The following is a 13730-nucleotide window of genomic DNA, read 5'->3' as shown; positions in this document are numbered from 1 at the left end:
CTCAGTGCGCGAGCGTGGCGCGGTCATCTTCGCCGGCCTCGTCGTGCAGCCCGGCCTCGCCGCGCGCCTGGGCCTGGTACAGGCGATAGTATGCGCCCTGCCTGGCCATCAGTGTTTCGTGACGGCCCTGCTCGACCACCCGGCCGTGGTCGAGCACGACCAGGCGGTCGGCCTTGCGCAACGTGCTGAGGCGGTGCGCGATGGCAATGGTGGTGCGCCCGCGCACGAGATTGTCCAGCGCTTTCTGGATTTCTTTCTCGGTTGCGGTGTCTACCGACGAGGTGGCCTCGTCCAGTATCAGGATGCGCGGATCGATAAGCAGGGCTCGCGCGATGGAGATCCGCTGGCGTTCTCCGCCCGACAGCGCCTGGCCGCGCTCGCCCACCAGCGAATCGTAGCCATGCGGCAAGCGCAGGATGAACTCGTGGGCGTGCGCCGCGCGCGCGGCAGCCACGATCTCGGCGCGCGTGGCGTCGGGCCGCCCGTACGCGATGTTGTCCGCGATCGTGCCGAAGAACAGGAAGGGTTCCTGCAGCACGAGTCCGATGTTGCGCCGGTAGTCGGCGATACGCAGACTGCGGATGTCGGTTCCGTCGACCAGGATGGCGCCTTCGGACACATCGTAGAAACGGCAGATCAGGTTGATGAGCGTGCTCTTGCCCGACCCGCTATGCCCCGCCAGGCCTATCATTTCGCCTGGCGCTATCGACAGATCCAGGCCATGAATGACCGCCCGATTGCCGTAGCGAAAGCCGACGCGGCGCAGTTCTATGCGGCCCTGCACCCGGCCCAGGCTCGTCGGTACGACAGGCTCCGGCACACTGGACACATGATCCAGGATATCGAAGATGCGCTTGGCCCCGGCAGCCGCCTTCTGGGTGACAGACACAATGCGGCTCATGGAATCCAGGCGCGTATAAAAGCGCCCGATATAGGCCAGGAAGGCAGCCAGCACGCCCACGGTGATCTGCCGGTTGGCCACCTGCCAGATGCCGAACACCCACACCACCAGCAAGCCGATTTCGGTCAGCAGCGTAACCGTGGGCGAAAACAGCGACCACAGGCTGTTGACGCGGTCGTTGACTTCAAGATTGCGCTGGTTGGCTGAGCGAAAGCGCTGCACCTCGCGCTTTTCCTGGGCGAACGCCTTCACCACCCGTATGCCGGGTATCGTGTCGGCCAGTACGTTGGTGATCTCGGCCCAGATGCGGTCGACCTTTTCGAAGCCGTGGCGCAGGCGGTCACGCACGGCATGGATCATCCATACAATGGCCGGCAGCGGCGCCAGCGTGGCCAAGGCCAGCCAGGGATTGATCGACACGAGTATCGCGGCCGTCATCGCGATCACCAGCACATCGGTGGCGAAATCGAGCAGGTGCACCGACAGAAAAATACATATGCGGTCGGTTTCGCTGCCGATGCGCGACATCAGATCGCCGGTGCGCTTTCCGCCGAAGTACTGCAGCGACAACTGCTGCAGGTGCTCGTAGGTCGTGGTGCGCAAGTCGGCGCCGATGCGTTCGCTGACCCACGCCAGGATATACGTGCGCGCCCATCCCAGCGCCCATGCCAGGGCGGCCGAAGCCAGCAGCCCCGCCAGGAGCAGGCGCACCAGCGCGTAGTCGATGGGCGCACCGTTCTGGAACGGGATGAGCACCCTGTCCATCAAGGGCATCGTCAGATACGGCGGCACCAATGTGGCGGCGGTGGCCAGGATGGTCAGCAGGAAGCCGGCGGCCAACGTACCCCGGTATGGCCGGGCGAAACGCCATAGCCGCAGCAGCGCCCAGCCCGACGGAGGCTGCGCCGGTTCCCGGGTGCAGACCGGACATTCGTCCTGCCCCGGCGGCAGCGGCAAATGGCAATCCGGACAGGCGGGTGCATCGCCCGCGCCACCCGCCTGCAGCGCGTCGAATGCGGCCAGCAGCCGCAAGGCGGCGGGGTTGCGCGCCAGGGTAAACCGCCAGGCCGCCAACCGGACCGCGCCATGGAAGAGTTCGAGCGTCGCGGCGCCCGCATGGTCGTGCAGCTGCAGGCGCAAGCCGCTGGCGCACGGCCAATCGCGCCACACGCCGTCGTCGGCCGACCAAGCGAGGATACGGCTGCCGGTAAGCGCCACCAGCCCGGGGCGGAACGCCAGGCGCTCGTCCAGGTCGGTTTCCAGGCGCGCCAGCACGGTTTCTCCGGGCGCAAGGCGGGCTTGCAGCGCGTCATGAGGGACGACCCGGCCCGGCGCGCAACAGCCGGATTGAAGCGGTTTTTTTTGCATGGATGGCGATCCGCCATGACCGAGTTGTCGGCTCTGCCGAACGTGTCCCTTCCTTACAACAGCGCAAGTTTGTTGGCGTGTAAAGGCGGCGTATAGTAGCAGCCGGTACACCCCATTTCCATACTAGGAATACCAACCGACCCACGCTTCGGCCCTGCTTCCCGCACGACATCCCCGTCCGCTCTTTCCCCCGGGGCTTCCTGTCTGCCGTCGCGCAAACACTAACTAAAACATGAGAGACAAAGACATTGTATTTCGCGATGTCGTGGCTTTGCGCGGCCCGAACATTTGGACGTACCGGCCGGTGCTCGAAGCCTGGGTCGATATCGGCGCGCTTGAAGACTACCCGTCCAACACCATTGCGGGGTTGTACGAAAGGCTGTCGTCCTGGCTGCCGGGCCTGATCGAACACCGGTGCAGCCCTGGCGTGCGGGGCGGCTTTCTGCAGCGCCTGCGCGAGGGCACCTGGCCCGGCCACATCCTTGAACACGTCACGCTCGAACTGCAGACGCTGGCCGGCCTGCCAGGCGGTTTCGGCAAGGCCCGTGAAACCTCGGAGCGCGGCGTCTACAAGGTGGTGGTGCGGGCCTGGGAAGAACACGTGGCGCGCGCCGCGCTGGAACATGGCCGCGAGCTGGTGCTGGCCGCCATCCAGGACCGCCCCTATGACGTAGAACGCGCCGTCGCCCGCCTGCGCGAAGTGGCCGACACGCATTGCCTGGGGCCCAGCACCGCATGCATTGTCGACGCCGCCGACGACCGCGATATTCCGTGCATCCGCCTCTTCGAGGGCAATCTGGTGCAGCTGGGATACGGCTCGCGCCAGCGGCGTATCTGGACAGCGGAAACCGACAGCACCAGCGCCATCGCCGAAGGCATATCGCGCGACAAGGAGCTGACCAAGGCCCTGCTGTCGGACTGCGGCGTGCCCGTCCCGCAAGGGCGGGATGTCGACAGCCCGGCGGATGCCTGGCAGGCCGCACAGGACATCGGCCTGCCCGTGGTCGTAAAGCCCCGCGACGGCAACCACGGCCGCGGCGTGTTCACCAACCTGGCCACGCAAGCCGAAGTGCTGGCCGCCTACGAGGTTGCGGTGCAGGAAGGCAGCGGCGTGCTGGTGGAACGCTTCGTGCCCGGCAACGAGCACCGCCTGCTGGTGGTGGGCGACCGGATGGTCGCGGCGGCCGCGGGCGAGCCGGCATGGATCACCGGCGATGGCCGCCATACGGTACAACAGCTAGTCGATCTGCAGATCAACAGCGACCCGCGCCGGGGCCGCACCGAAAACCACCCTCTCAATGTCGTGCGCCTGGATTCGGCGGCGCGCCTGGAACTGACGCGGCAGGGCCTGCAGGCCGACAGCATCCCGGCCGACGGCCGTCGCGTGCTGATCCAGCGCAATGGCAATGTGGCCTTCGACGTCACAGACCGCGTGCACCCGGATACGGTGGCGGACGTGGTGCTGGCCGCACGCGTGGTGGGCCTGGACGTGGCGGGCGTTGACCTGGTGGCCGAAGACATATCCCAGCCGCTGGCGGCGCAGGCCGGCGCCATTGTCGAGGTAAATGCCGGACCCGGGCTGTTGATGCACCTGAGGCCGGCCGACGGGCCGCCGCGCCCGGTCGGGCGCGCCATCGTGCACCATCTGTTTCCCGAGGGCGATGACGGCCGCATCCCGGTGGTGGGCATTACGGGCACCAATGGCAAGACGGTGGTTGCGCGGCTGCTGGCGCGGCTGCTGGCGCTGTCGGGCCGGCATACCGGCCTGGCCTGCAGCGAAGGGCTGTACCTGGGCGCACGCCTGGTGCAGGGCGGCGACCAGGCCAATTGGGCGGGCGGACGCCGCCTGCTGGTGAACCGCAGTGTCGACGCCGCAGTCATCGAAAACGACAGCGTCGTCATCCTGGGCCAGGGACTGCCCTACGACCGCTGCCAGGTGGGCGTGGTGACGAACATCGGCCAGGGCGACCACCTGGGCGATTTCGACATCCAGGACACCGAACGCCTGGCCAATGCATTCCGCACCCAGGTAGACGTGGTGCTGCCCGGCGGCGTGGCCGTGCTCAACGCCCAGGATCCGGCGGTGGCCGAAATGGCGCCGCTGTGCGACGGCGAGGTGATCTTCTTCGGCAGAGACCCGGCATTGCCGGCCATCGCCGCGCAGCTCGCCCAGGGCAGGCGCGCCGTCTTCCTGCGGGCGGGCGCCATCGTGCTGGCCGCGGGCAGCCACGAGGCGGCGCTGGCCGATATTGCGTCCGTGCCCCTGACACATGGCGCGCGCGTGGCGTTCCAGGTGGAAAACGTACTGGCCGCCGTAGCGGCGGCCTGGGCGCTGGATGTTCCCGAAGCCATCATCCGCGCGGGTATCGAAGCGTTCGACAGCGAACAGGCCGATGCGCCGTGGCAGTTCACATTGTTCGAGCGGGGCGGCGCCACGGTGGTGGTCGACGCCGCGCACAATGCGTCGGCACTGCGCGCCTTGCTGGATGCGGTGGCGCAGTTTCCGGCTGCCCGGCGCCACGCCGTATACGCCGCCGGCGCCGATCGCCGCGATGCCGAGCTCATCGAACAAGGCGGGCTGCTTGCCGGCGCCTTCGACCGCATCGTGCTGTACGACGACGTCACGGTGGCCAGCAGGCGTGCGCCGGGCCAAGCCCGCGCCCTGCTGCGCCAGGGGATCGGGCAACATGGCCGGCGGCCGCAGGTGCACGACGAACCCGACCACGCCAGCGCCATCGACACGGTGCTTGGCCATATACGGCCCGGCGATTTCGTATTGCTGCAATCCGACGAAGCCAATTCCGGCCCCACGATCGATCGCGTGCGGCGCTGGATCCAACAACAATAAACAAGCGACACCGCACCAGGAGACTCGCCCATGGAACTCAACCGTGTCCGGGCGCTGCGCGGCCCCAATCTGTGGAGCCGCAATACCGCTATTGAAGCCATCGTCCATTGCTCCGACGTCGAATGCGACGTCGATGCACACCTGCCCGAATTCGAAGGCCGCCTCAGGGCGCGCTTTCCGCAGATCGGCCGGCTGCGTCCGGAAGGCCAGCTCGAACCGCTGTCTATTGCGCACGTATTGCAGGCCTGCGCGCTTGCGCTGCAGGCGCACGCCGGCTGCCCGGTCACTTTCGGGCGCACGGCCGCTACGGTGGAACCGGGCGTGTTCCAGGTCGTGGTGGAATACAGTGAAGAAGCGGTGGGAAAGCTGGCCATGGAACAGGCCGCTCAACTGCTGCAGGCCGCGCTGGCCGACACGCCGTTCGAACTGGCCGAAGCGCTGGCACGGCTGCGCGAGCTAGATGAAGACCTGCGCCTGGGGCCCAGCACGGGCGCCATTGTCAATGCGGCGCTGGCGCGCAACATTCCCTTTCGCCGCCTGACGCAGGGCAGTATGGTGCAGCTTGGATGGGGAAGCCGCCAGCGTCGCATCCAGGCTGCGGAAACCGACGCCACCAGCGCCATCGCCGAATCTATTGCCCAGGACAAAGACCTGACCAAGATACTGCTCGATGCGGCCGGCGTGCCCGTGCCGATGGGCCGCAGCGTGGCCGATCCCGACGCCGCATGGAAAGCGGCATGCGAACTGCGCGGGCCGGTGGTGGTGAAACCGCGCGATGGCAGCCAGGGGCGCGGCGTGGCCGTCAATATCGAAACACGCGAGCAGGTCATCGCGGCTTTCCATGCGGCGGCCGGGATCAGCAGCGAAGTGATCATCGAGCGCTATATCCCCGGCCACGACTTCCGCTTGCTGGTGGTGAGCAACGCCATGGTCGCGGCAGCGCGCCGCGATCCGCCCCAGGTGACGGGCGACGGCCGGCACACGATCCGGGAACTGGTGGACAAGGTCAATGCCGACCCGTTGCGCGGCGACGGCCACGCCACGTCGCTGACAAAAATCCGCTTTGACGATATCGCGCTTGCGACATTGCAGAAGCAAGGCTACGGCGCCGAGTCGGTGCCTGCGGCCGGCGCGCTGGTGGCGCTACGCCACAACGCCAACCTGAGCACGGGCGGCTCGGCCACCGACGTGACCGACGAAGTGCACCCCGAACTCGCAGCCCGCGCGGTGACGGCTGCGCGCATGGTGGGGCTCGACATCTGCGGGGTCGACATCGTGGCAACCACGGTGCACCTGCCGCTCGAAGCGCAGCATGGGGGCGTGGTGGAGGTCAACGCGGCGCCCGGCCTGCGGATGCACCTGAATCCCTCGTTCGGCAAGGGCCGCGCGGTGGGCGAGGCCATCATCAACAGCATGTTCGCCGAAGGCGAAGATGGGCGTATTCCCGTCGTGGCCGTCGCGGGCACCAACGGCAAGACCACTACCGTGCGGCTTGCCGCCCACTTGCTGTCGGCGGCCGGCCAACGCGTCGGGATGACAAATTCCGATGGCGTATATATCGGCGCGCAATGCATCGACACGGGCGACTGCCGCGGGCCGCGCAGCGCTCGCCGCGTGCTGGCGCACCCTGGCGTGGACGCGGCGGTGTTCGAAACGGCGCGCGGCGGGGTACTGCGCGAGGGCCTGGCCTTCGACCGTTGCGATGTCGCTATCGTGACCAACCTTGGAATGGGCGACCACCTGGGGCTGGGCTATATCAGCACCGTCGAAGACCTGGCTGTCGTCAAGCGGGTCATCGTGCAGTACGTGCATGCCGGCGGCACGGCGGTACTCAACGCCACGGACCCCATGGTGGCCGACATGGCTGGCGCCTGCCCCGGTTCCGTAGCGTTCTTTTCCAGCGACGCCGCACATCCCCTTATCGGCACGCACCGCGCGCAAGGCCATCGGGTCGTGTACCGCGACGCGGCTGCCATCGTGGCCGCGCAGGGAGAAGAAGAAATCCGCATCGATCTGTGCGACATCCCGCTGACCCGCGGCGGCGCCATCGCCTTTCAGGTCGACAATGCGATGGCGGCCATCGCCGCGGCCTGGTCGCTGGGTATTGAATGGGACGCCATCCGGCGTGGCCTTGCCACGTTCGTCAGCGATGCCCATACCGTGCCGGGCCGCTTCAATGTATTCGACTACCAGGGCGCCACCATCGTTGCCGACTATGGCCACAACCCCGACGCCATCCAGGCATTGGTACGTGCGGTAGATGCCTTGCCCGCCGCACGGCGCAGCGTAGTGATAAGCGGCGCAGGCGACCGGCGCGACGAAGACCTGCGCCGCCAGACCGAGATTCTGGGCGCCGCATTCGACGACGTGGTGCTCTATGAAGACCAGTGCCAACGCGGACGCGCCGACGGCGAAGTGCTGGCGCTGCTGCGGCAAGGCCTCGCGCACGCGCCGCGCACGCGCCGTGTCGATGAAGTGCGCGGAGAGTTCCTGGCTATCGACACGGCGCTGGCGCGCCTGTCGCCGGGCGATCTTTGCCTGGTGCTGGTAGACCAGGTGCAGGCTGCGCTGGCGCATCTGCAGCAGCGCATAGCAGGCGCAGCCGCCCGCGCCTGACGTGATGGCAGGGCTCTCGTCGGCACACATGGGGCCGGCATGCCCACGCGTGCCCGCCCGTTTCGCGCAGGTTACGACTGCCCGTCAAAGCGGCTCAAAACTTTACTCAACTGTAACTCCGCTTCCAGCTTAAACCGTGCACGCACGCCCGCACGGGACGGAAGTGGGCGGCGTTTACATTTGCCTACAGCGGTGTTTGACACTCGTGGTGCGCGCTCGTAGGGTAGAAACACGCTCAACAACCAAGGAGTCAGCACCATGAACAACGACATCGTTGCAGGCAAATGGAAGCAACTGACTGGCAGGGCGAAGGCGGCGTGGGGCGACCTGACCGATGACGAACTGACCCGCACCGAAGGCAACGCGGAACAGTTGGCCGGATTGATCCAGGAACGCTATGGCAAGACCAAGGAAGAAGCCGAAAAAGAAGTGCGCGCTTTCTTCGACGCCAACCGCTGACCGTAACCAAGCAGGAGAACCGATATGCTCTATTACGCCGTTGTGTTCTTCGTCATTGCGATCATCGCCGCGGTACTGGGTTTCGGCGGTATCGCCGCCGGCGCGGCCGGCATCGCGAAGATTCTGTTCTTCGTATTCCTGATCCTGGCGCTCTTGTCCATCTTCAGCGGCGCATTCAGGAAGAAATAACCGGGCGGCGCGAGCGCCAGACGGCGCTCGCTTCGGCCCCCGGCAACCACAAGGAGAATGTCATGAGAACGCGCAAGCTGATGACGGCCACCGCCTTGGGCGCCAGCGTGTTGTTCAGCGCCGGCGCCTTTGCCGCCGACGCAGACGCACCCAAGCAGTCGGTGGGCGAATATGCCTCGGATGCGATGGTGACCACCAAGGTGAAGGCGGCGTTTGTGGCCGACGACACCCTCAGCGCGCTCGATATTGCCGTTGAAACCAATGACGGCGTCGTTACCCTGACCGGCACGGTGGGCAGCGAAGCCGAAGTCGAACAGGCTGCCCGCGTGGCCCGCGACATCGAAGGGGTGAAGCAGGTCAGCAACGACATCAAGGTCGATCCGTCCAAGGCCAGGAAGCAGCAGTAACGCGGGGCGGCCTACGCGGGGCGGCCTACGTGGCCCGAACTGCGCGGCCCAAACTGCGCGGCCCCGATCGACCTATTCCCTGGGCAGGCGGATGGTTCCCCCGCCCAATTCGATCACATTGCCCCCCACCTGGATCTCGCCGTCGGCGCTCACTTGCAGACGCAGGCGGCATGGGCGGCCGATCTGGTCGCCCTGGTGCACCACCACTCGCGCGGGCGCCTTGCCGTGCGCCCACAGCCAGCCTCCCAGATTGGCGCACGCGGATCCTGTTCCAGGATCTTCGGCGACGCCTCCGCCGTCTTTAGTGAAGAAGTAGCGGGCATGCACGACCTGCATGCCGTCGGCAGCTGACGCGCCCCCATCAAAGGCAAACACATAAGCCGTCTTGCGTCCCAGGCTGCTGGGTTGCCAACGATGCAGCTGGCTGCTGTCGGGCTGTGCGCGCTGCACGGCTTGCACCGACTTCAGCGGCACCAGCAACTGGTCGGCGCCCGTATCCACCCACAGGGGTGCATCCAGCAGATCGTCGGCGCGCAGGCCCAATTGGCTGGCGATTTCGGCCGCCGGCAATGCCGGCGCGGCAGTACGGGGCGCGCCGCCGGCAGGCGCGGTGAAGGTCCACAGGTCGCCTTGCGCGCGCACGGGCACGACGCCGGCCGCAAATTCGAGCGTGAGCTGGTCGCCGGCTCGCGTCAGGCCGCGCACAACATGTGCGGTGCCCAAGGTGGGATGGCCGGCGAAGCGCATTTCGTACCCAGGGGTAAAGATGCGCACCCTGGCGGTTGCCTGGGCGCCGGGCAACACAAAGGTGGTTTCGGACAGATTGAACTGCCGCGCCAGGTCGAGCATGTTCTGGTCTGTCAGGCCGCGCGCGTCTTCGAATACACAAAGGGGGTTGCCGCCGAAAGTCGTTTCGGCAAAGACATTGAGCAGGCGGAAAGCGTAGTTCATGAATGGCGCGTGACGGTCGGGCGGTAATTGGATGATACCGCGCACGCCTATTTACCAGACAGCGAAGAACAGCACCCACGCGGCGCAGAAGGGTGCAAGACCGGCGGCCATCAACAGCCATGCGGCAAGCTGCCGTGGCCAGGCCGCCTTGCGCTGCGCGAGCAGCCGCCACGCCAGCCGCAACGACCATGCGACGGCCAATGCCAGCAAGGTGAAGCGCGCCGGATCGGCCCATGCGGTGGGCACGCCTTCATGTCCGAGCAGCGTGATGGTGGTGGCAGACAGCCCCAGAAACACGCCTACGCCGGCTACGGGAATATAGGCCTGCGCCAGCCGGTGCAGCCCGGCCTGGCGCGGCCCGGCTGCGCCAGAGCCTGCGACACGATCGGCGGCCCAGGCCGCCACCCATGCCGCGGCGCCGATCGCCAGCGTGCTGCCCAGCACAAACGCCAGGATGCAGGCGCCGTCCAGCCAAGAAAAGCTGTCGTTCATTTCCGGGTAATGGGTAAGGATGAACCACGGGGCGTTGTCGAGCAGGGGCCAGAGAATGTCGTGCTCGACCAGCCACACGGCGGCCCATTGTTTGAGTGTCACGAACCACGGGCTGGCGCTCCAGAGAAACGCCCCCATGGCGATGCCCATCAACCCGAAACAGATCAGCGCGGTTTGCCAGGCATCGCCCTGCGCCACATGCAGGATTTCGTGTTCCGGCGAGCGCGGCGTCAGGGTGATCGCGCCGCGATACCCGCTGCAGCGGCCGCATACGTGGCAATCCCCCGCCCCCTTCATGTGGCGCATTGCCACCAGCGGCGCGCAATTGACCGGCTCGATGCGGATGACGGGATTCCGCCATGCCTGTTCGTCCACTTTGAAATGCCAGGGCGCGAGCTTGGCGAGCAGGTTGAATACACCGTTTACCGGGCACAGGTACTTGCACCAGACGCGCTTGCTGCGCCCGTAGCGCCATCCCACGACGATGGCGGCCATGGTCGAGCCGCCCAGCACCGCCAGCACAGCCAGCGGATACTGATACACGCTGACCAATTGCCCGTAGACCGTCGTAAGCCCGAACGCCACGAACGGCCAGCCGCCCCAGCGCATCCACTTGGGTATCGAGCGCCCCTGGCCTCGCTCGCTGGCCCATTCGGTAAGCATGCCTTCGGGGCAAAGCCAGCCGCACCACGCGCGGCCCAGCAAAGGAATGGACACCAGCACGAAGGGCCACCACACGCCCCAGAACGCAAACTGCGCCACGATAGTCAGGTGGTTGAACACCGATGCAGTGCTGCCGGGCAGCGGCAGCAGCGGCGGCACCACCAGCAGAAAGGCGTAGATGCAGACGATGCCCCATTGCAGCCTGCGCAGCAACGGAGCGTGGTCGCGCAGGAAATCAGCGAAGCGGGCAACAGAACGCCCGAGTGCGGCTGCCATGTATCAACCTTCAAGTACCCGGGCCGGCACAAGCGCCGGCCCATCTTGTCGCCGCGGCATCATGCCTGCCTGAGCGATGCGGCCGGCACATGGCCGGCGCGCCGCAGCAGTGTCCATGCCAAGGCCCAGTACGCCGCCCACAACAACACCGAGATCAGCGCCGGGTAGGCGCGATAACCGGCGAAGTCGGCCAGTACCTTGCCGATGCCGCTGCTGTCGTCGAGCAGGCCCGAGCTGTCCCATACCGGGTCGATGAGCGTGGGCAGCACGCCCAGGGAAATCAGCCGGTCGACGCCGCCCATCAGCAGCGCACCGGCCAGCAGCAACAGCAGGATTTCGGTGACGCGGAAAAATGCGCGCCAGGAAACCAGCCGGCCGCCCAATTGCAGCACCCAGAATGTGAACAGCGCCACGACAAAACCGGCCAGCCCCGCCAGCGCCAGCAGGGCCATGTCGGCCCCCTGCCCCGCCGCCACGCTGCCGTACAGAAACACTACGGTTTCGCTGCCTTCGCGGGCTACCGCGATCATGACCAGCACCAGCAGCCCCCACCAGTTGCCCTGTTCGACAGAGGCGCTTGCGCCGGCCTGCAATTCGCCTTTCAGTGTGCGCCCGTGCGCGCGCATCCACACAACCATCTGCAACACCAGCCCGCACGCGGCCAGGGACATGCCTGCCTGGAACCATTCCTGCTGCTCATCGCTGAGCCACGCGGATACGCCAAGCAGCACCATTGCCAACGCCACCGCCAGCGCCACGCCGCACGCGACACCGCCCCACAGGTAAGGCAGGCCGCGGCGCCCCGACGGGCTGGCGCGCAACCACGAATACAGGATGCCGACAATGAGCAGCGCTTCGACGCTTTCGCGCCAGACGATAAAAAGTACCTGTTCCATGAAAGCGGCCGGTCAGTTCCTGGGCAACACGACGAGCGTGCCGCGCACATCCTGGTGGAAGTCGTCGAAGAACGGGTATTCGCCGGGCCGCGAGATGGTGATCACGACAAACGAACTGACCCCGGGCCCCATGACTTTCTCTTTGCGCAGGGGAATGCTCTCGAACTCGACGGGCTCGTTGCTTTCGTTGACCAGTTCAATCTTGAAGCGGCCCGCGGGCACTTCCAGGCGCGACGGCTCGAACGTGCCGTCGGCCTTGAAGGTGAGCCTGAAGGTGGGCAGCTCGGCGCGCGCCGCGCCGGGCAGCGCGCCCCCCAGGCTGGCGCACAGCGCCAGCACAGCCAGCATTGCGTGGCGACGGCGCACGATCAGTATCCGCCCTTCTTGCCGGTGCCGGCGTATACGAACTCGTAGTCGAGCTCGAAGGGCTCGAACCACGGGCCGACCCCCGTTTCCTTGTCGGTATGGCGGCCGAAATGGCTCATTTTGTCGGCCGTGGGCGGCAGAATGGTGTACTTGAGCTTGTACTTTCCGGGGCCTTCGAGCTTGACGTTATCGCCGTAGTGCGGACCGTCGTTGGCCACCATGGGCATGAACGTGCCCTTTTGCACGTTGGCGCTGCCGGACTTCTGGATTTCGTACCGGACCACCAGGTATGGCACCCATTCGCCTTCGGGAAAGCCGGTGGGGTTGTCGGCCGTGGCGTGGATATCGGCCTCGAGGTGCACGTCGGAATCCCGGGCAGCGCGCATCATGCCCGGCGGGTCCATTTCGACGGGCTGCAGGTACACCGCGCCGATTTCCAGGCCGGCCTTCTGGACAGGTTCGCCGATGGGATATTCGAGGGCCAGGGCGCTGCCGGACAACACCAGCCCCAGTGCCAGCACCAGCAATTTCTTCGACATATACAGAGCCTTATGATGCAGAAAGAACAACGGCCCTTAAACAAGAACCGTTTTCATTACTGTATCGTGAAGGCCCTGACAGCCTCCTGACATATCGCAAACCGCGCGATGGTCAGTGCGCGTCTGTAGCGCCCGTTGCGGGCGCCCGCGCCGGTTTACTTGCGGCCGCCGCCCTGTGTGCCGCTACCCGGGGTGAAGGGAAAGCTCGAGAACATTGCGCGCGTCTGGTCCTGCATCTGGTCTTGCATCTGCACGAACAGATTCTTGCTCTGGTCGATGTAGTTATTCATCATGTTCTGCAGCATGGGCGTCTGCACATTCATGAATTGCGCCCAGGCCTCGGGGCCGAACTGGCTGCCGTACAGGCCCTTGGACTGCTCGGCCATGCGCTGCTGGATTTCCATGAATGCCTGGATGTTCTTTTCCAGGTACGAACCCATGATGCCTTGCATGGCATGGCCATAGAAACGGATGATCTGCGACAGCATGTTCGACGAGAACATGGGCATGCCGCCGCTTTCTTCTTCAAGAATGATCTGCAGAAGAATGCTGCGGGTAAGATCGTCGCCGCTCTTGGCGTCGACAACCTGGAAGTCTTCGTTGGCCAGCACCAACTGCTTGACGTCGGCCAGTGTGATGTAAGTACTGGTCTGCGTGTCGTACAGACGACGGTTGGGGTACTTTTTAATGAGGCGTAGGCTGGCGCTGGTTTGTGCTTGCGTCATGGTGGTCCCCGAGATCGGGCGATCTCTTTTAACT

12 protein-coding genes are annotated in these 13730 nt (G+C 65.9%); 5 read left to right on the top strand and 7 right to left on the bottom strand.

Annotated features, from left to right (window positions below; all coding sequences use genetic code 11):
* Position 1: 1 nt before the first annotated feature.
* Positions 2–2269, bottom strand: a complete 2268-nt coding sequence (locus CAL18_RS04995; protein WP_094817430.1) for an ABC transporter ATP-binding protein — start codon at positions 2267–2269, stop codon at positions 2–4.
* Positions 2270–2501: 232 nt separating this feature from the next.
* Here CAL18_RS04995 and cphA (CAL18_RS04990) point away from each other — a divergent pair, with 232 nt between their 5' ends.
* The 5 genes from cphA (CAL18_RS04990) (at position 2502) to CAL18_RS04970 (ending at position 8788) form a co-directional block, all read left to right on the top strand.
* Positions 2502–5117, top strand: a complete 2616-nt coding sequence (gene cphA / locus CAL18_RS04990) for a cyanophycin synthetase (RefSeq protein ID WP_094817429.1) — start codon at positions 2502–2504, stop codon at positions 5115–5117.
* Positions 5118–5147: 30 nt separating this feature from the next.
* Positions 5148–7733 (top strand): cyanophycin synthetase, encoded by a 2586-nt coding sequence (gene cphA, locus CAL18_RS04985; protein WP_094817428.1) that lies wholly within the window; start codon positions 5148–5150, stop codon positions 7731–7733.
* A 258-nt stretch (positions 7734–7991) separates the two neighbouring features.
* Positions 7992–8192: a CsbD family protein gene (locus tag CAL18_RS04980; RefSeq protein WP_094817427.1), complete on the top strand. Its 201-nt coding sequence runs from the start codon at positions 7992–7994 to the stop codon at positions 8190–8192.
* A gap of 24 nt (positions 8193–8216) precedes the next feature.
* Positions 8217–8381 (top strand): DUF1328 domain-containing protein, encoded by a 165-nt coding sequence (locus CAL18_RS04975; protein WP_026640467.1) that lies wholly within the window; start codon positions 8217–8219, stop codon positions 8379–8381.
* Between the two features lie 62 nt (positions 8382–8443).
* Positions 8444–8788 (top strand): BON domain-containing protein, encoded by a 345-nt coding sequence (locus CAL18_RS04970; protein ID WP_094817426.1) that lies wholly within the window; start codon positions 8444–8446, stop codon positions 8786–8788.
* Positions 8789–8860: 72 nt separating this feature from the next.
* On the opposite strand, the gene CAL18_RS04965 is transcribed toward CAL18_RS04970, so the two are convergent.
* The 6 genes from CAL18_RS04965 to phaR form a co-directional block, all read right to left on the bottom strand.
* On the bottom strand, positions 8861–9739 hold the full coding sequence (locus CAL18_RS04965) for a PhzF family phenazine biosynthesis protein (RefSeq protein ID WP_094796196.1): 879 nt from the start codon (positions 9737–9739) through the stop codon (positions 8861–8863).
* Between the two features lie 51 nt (positions 9740–9790).
* The gene (locus CAL18_RS04960; protein ID WP_094817425.1) at positions 9791–11170 is read right to left on the bottom strand and encodes a 4Fe-4S binding protein; all 1380 of its coding nucleotides are present in this window, start codon (positions 11168–11170) and stop codon (positions 9791–9793) included.
* Positions 11171–11229: 59 nt separating this feature from the next.
* Positions 11230–12066, bottom strand: a complete 837-nt coding sequence (locus CAL18_RS04955) for an FTR1 family iron permease (RefSeq protein WP_094796194.1) — start codon at positions 12064–12066, stop codon at positions 11230–11232.
* A 12-nt stretch (positions 12067–12078) separates the two neighbouring features.
* Entirely contained in the window at positions 12079–12414 is a 336-nt protein-coding gene (locus tag CAL18_RS04950; RefSeq protein WP_094796193.1) for a cupredoxin domain-containing protein, read from the bottom strand.
* Positions 12415–12434: 20 nt separating this feature from the next.
* Complete coding sequence (locus tag CAL18_RS04945) at positions 12435–12971, bottom strand: iron transporter (protein WP_026640461.1); 537 nt, start codon at positions 12969–12971, stop codon at positions 12435–12437.
* A gap of 155 nt (positions 12972–13126) precedes the next feature.
* Positions 13127–13696, bottom strand: coding sequence for a polyhydroxyalkanoate synthesis repressor PhaR (gene phaR / locus CAL18_RS04940; protein WP_026640460.1), 570 nt, complete (start codon positions 13694–13696; stop codon positions 13127–13129).
* Positions 13697–13730 lie beyond the last annotated feature (34 nt).

The sequence above is a fragment of the Bordetella genomosp. 7 genome (assembly GCF_002261415.1).
Lineage (GTDB): Bacteria > Pseudomonadota > Gammaproteobacteria > Burkholderiales > Burkholderiaceae_B > Bordetella_A.
The sequence above is the reverse complement of the archived record's forward strand: the minus strand, read 5'-3'. Positions and strand labels throughout refer to the sequence as shown.